Origin of the sequence: uncultured Blautia sp., assembly GCF_902497045.1 — a bacterium.
GTDB lineage: Bacteria > Bacillota > Clostridia > Lachnospirales > Lachnospiraceae > Blautia_A.
Genome location: NZ_CABVDF010000260.1, coordinates 1 through 3548, shown reverse-complemented (window position 1 = coordinate 3548; position 3548 = coordinate 1). Strand labels below are relative to the sequence as shown.

The 3548-nt window shown below is 43.3% G+C and carries 3 protein-coding genes; all 3 read left to right on the top strand.

Features of this window, described 5'->3' with window-relative positions; all coding sequences use genetic code 11:
• Window positions 1-31 precede the first annotated feature (31 nt).
• The 3 genes from iolE to RDS42_RS13390 are packed head-to-tail and all read left to right on the top strand — an operon-like array spanning window position 32 to window position 3382.
• On the top strand, window positions 32-931 hold the full coding sequence (gene iolE / locus RDS42_RS13400) for a myo-inosose-2 dehydratase (protein WP_308784093.1): 900 nt from the start codon (window positions 32-34) through the stop codon (window positions 929-931).
• A gap of 30 nt (window positions 932-961) precedes the next feature.
• Window positions 962-1975, top strand: a complete 1014-nt coding sequence (iolG, locus tag RDS42_RS13395; RefSeq protein WP_308784092.1) for an inositol 2-dehydrogenase — start codon at window positions 962-964, stop codon at window positions 1973-1975.
• 39 nt (window positions 1976-2014) lie between these two features.
• Entirely contained in the window at window positions 2015-3382 is a 1368-nt protein-coding gene (locus RDS42_RS13390) for an MFS transporter (protein WP_308784091.1), read from the top strand.
• The last annotated feature ends 166 nt before the right edge of the window (window positions 3383-3548 follow it).

Genomic DNA, 3548 nt, shown 5'->3' with positions numbered 1-3548 from the left:
ATAAATCATAAAAAAGAAAAGAGGTAAAGAGATGTTTGACAAAGAAAAAGTAAAGCTTGGTATTGCACCTATTGCATGGACAAATGATGATCTTCCGGATCTTGGAAAAGAAAATACTTTTGAGCAGTGTGTAAGTGAAATGGCTCTTGCAGGATTTACAGGATCAGAGGTAGGAAATAAATATCCCAGGGATCCCCGGATATTAAAAAAAGCGCTGGAACTGAGAGGACTGGAAATCTGTAATCAATGGTTTTCCTCTTTCCTTCTTACAAAACCTTTTGAGGAAGTAGAAAAAGAATTTCGTGCCCAGCTGGATTTTCTGAAGGCAATGGGAGCGAAGATCATTGGCGCGTCAGAGCAAAGCTACAGTGTACAGGGACAGCAGGACACACCGGTATTTGGACACAAATACGTGATGAACGACCAGGAATGGGAACGATTCTGTGAAGGGATGAACAGACTGGGAAAAATTGCTCTTGAAGAATATGGAATCCACCTTACCTTCCATCACCATATGGGTACTGTGGTTCAGAATCCGGATGAAGTAGAGCGAATGATGGCGCATACAGATCCTAAATATGTAAGTCTTTTATATGATACCGGACATTTTGCATATTGTGGTGCAGATCCGCTTGAAATGGTAAAAAAATATGCAGACAGGATCAGACATGTGCATCTGAAAGATATCCGCAGAGAAGTTGTGGAGAAGGTACGCAGAGAAAACCTCAGCTTTCTGGAAGGGGTTCGCCAGGGCGCTTTTACCATACCTGGAGATGGCTGTATTGATTTTGAACCGATCTTTCAGGTTCTGGAGGAGAACAGTTATGAGGGATATATGCTGGTAGAAGCCGAGCAGGATCCGGCAAAGGCAGACCCGCTTGAGTATGCCATCAGAGCAAGAAAATTTATTGCAGAAAAAACAGGATTATAAAAAATATATCATAAAAAAGGAGAAATTATTATGGTACAGGTTGGAATTATCGGAGCAGGAAGAATCGGAAGAGTTCATGTAGAAAGCATTTGCACCCAGGTTCCGGAGGCGCAGGTGAAGCTTCTGGCAGACCCGTTTATGACAGAAGAGACGGCACAGTGGGCAAAAAATATGGGAGTAAAAGCAGTGACAAAGGATTATAAAGAAATCCTGGCAGATCCGGAGATTGACGCTGTCCTGATCTGCTCATCAACAGATACACACTCACAGATTTCTGTGGAAGCCATCGAGGCAGGAAAACATGTTTTTTGTGAAAAGCCTATCGATCATGATATAGATAAGATCAAAAATGTCATGGATGCACTGGAAAAGCATCCGGTCAAATATCAGGTGGGATTTAACAGAAGATTTGATCATAACTTTGAAGCGGTACAGGCAGCAGTTGCTTCCGGAAAGATCGGGGATCCTCATGTGATCAAGATCACATCCCGTGATCCGGAGCCGCCATGTGCTGAATATGTAAAAGTGTCCGGAGGAATGTTCCTGGATATGACCATCCATGATTTTGACATGGTACGTTTTCTGGCAGGCTGCAACGCAGAGGAAGTTTATGTGGAAGCAGGTGTTCTGGTAGATCCGGCAATCGGAGAAGCAGGAGATGTAGATACCGCGGTGATCACGCTGAAAATGGAGAATGGATCCATCGCAGTGATCGATAATTCCAGAAAAGCCGTATATGGATATGACCAGAGAGCAGAGGTATTTGGATCAGAAGGAATGGCAGCAACAGGAAATGATACCGCGTCTGCAGCCGTGATCAGCAATGCTCAGGGTATTACAGGGGAAAAACCACTTCACTTTTTCCTGGAAAGATATATGGGGGCTTATGTAAAAGAAATGAAATGTTTTATCGATGCCATTGTAAATGATACAGAGACACCTCTGGGTGTAATGGATGGACTGGAGCCGGTAAGAATGGGGCTTGCCGCAAAAAAATCTCTGGAAGAACACCGTCCGGTAAAAATTTCTGAGATCACAGTTTAAAGAAAAGACAGAGAAGGTATCTTTTGTGGGGTGAATAATATGAATCATAAAAAACTTGGATGGGGGATCAGGGTTTCCTATGCAGGAGGAGACGTTGCCTGTAATGTAATCTTTGGCATGATAGGTACGCTGATCACACTTTTTTATACAGATTATGTCGGGATAAATCCTGCAACTGTAGGTATGGTAATGCTTGTTTCCCGTTTGTTTGACGGCGTGTCGGATCTGATCATGGGGGTGGTCGTTGAAAACACAAAATCAAAATGGGGAAAATCAAGACCCTGGCTTTTGTGGATGAGTGTTCCATATGCATTGTCAGCAGTACTTCTGTTTACCGTGCCCAGAACAACAGGTCTGGTACAGGCAGTCTATCTGTTCGTAACATATAATTTCTGCACAACAGTATGTTATACAGCTATCAACCTTCCCTACGGAAGCCTGTCTGCCATGATGACAAGAGAATCCGGAGAAAGAGACATGCTCAGTGTTGTAAGAATGGGACTTTCTCCTCTGGGCCGGATCCTGGCAGTTACCTGCACGCTTCCTCTGGTGAAGCTGTTTGGCGACGACCAGGCAGCATGGATCAAGACTATGGCCATATGGGCAGCAGTAGCTCTCCTTTTGTTAGTCAACTGTTTCCTGAAATGTAAAGAAACAGTTGTGATAGAGGCAGCAGAAAAAGCGGGAAAAGTTCCGCTGAAGCAGTCATTTCTGGCACTTGTAAACAATAAGTATTTCTGGTCTGTACTGGTATTGTGGATGCTGCAGAGCGTTTCTTTTGGTATATCAGGTACGATTCTTCCATATTACTGTAAATACATATTCCATAATGATACCTGGATGTACAGTGCACTTTATCTGATGGAAACGCTGGTCCTTGTGGGATGTATTTTCCTTTGCACACCACTGATCCGGAGATATGGGAAGAGAAATACAGCTCTTGCGGGAGCAGCAGTAGCTCTGATCGGACAGATTATTTTTGTTATGAATCCATACAGTTTTTCATGGATGGTCATGAGCTGTATCGTAAGAGCAATCGGTCTGGCTCCTTTAAATGCAGGTGTGTTCGGTATGATCGGAGATGTAGTGGAATATGGACAGTGGAAAACACATCTTCGTCAGGAGAGTATGATCTTTGCCGGAGGCTCTATTGGGACAAAGGTAGGATCCGGCGTGGCATCTGCGGCAATGACCGGGTTTCTTGCAGCTGCGGGATATGTGAGCAGTGCAGGAGGAACAGCGGTCCAGCCACAGGCGGCACTTGATATGATTGTAAATATTTATAAGTATGGTCCGATGATTGTTGCCGCAGCAGCAGTGGTTACTCTTTCTCTTTATCATCTTGATAAACAGTACAGTTCAATTATGGAAGAACTGACTCGAAGAGAAGCTGCCGGAGTTTTATAGTGCTGAGATTATAGGTACAGAATAATGCAAAAAAAGCACGCAAAAACACGCGTGCCTTTTTGCGTGATAGAATCGTGAGAAAAAGTTTGATAAATATTTCGAGTATAGGTAAAAATCAAAAGAGGTTATGGATTTTACACAAATAAAGAAAGCTTTATTTGTATAA

Bases quoted from the DNA above. Each gene is read 5' to 3' on its own strand.
- iolE (WP_308784093.1), top strand. From the start codon at position 32: ATGTTTGACAAAGAAAAAGTAAAGCTTGGTATTGCACCTATTGCATGG.
- iolG (WP_308784092.1), top strand. From the start codon at position 962: ATGGTACAGGTTGGAATTATCGGAGCAGGAAGAATCGGAAGAGTTCAT.
- RDS42_RS13390 (WP_308784091.1), top strand. From the start codon at position 2,015: ATGAATCATAAAAAACTTGGATGGGGGATCAGGGTTTCCTATGCAGGA.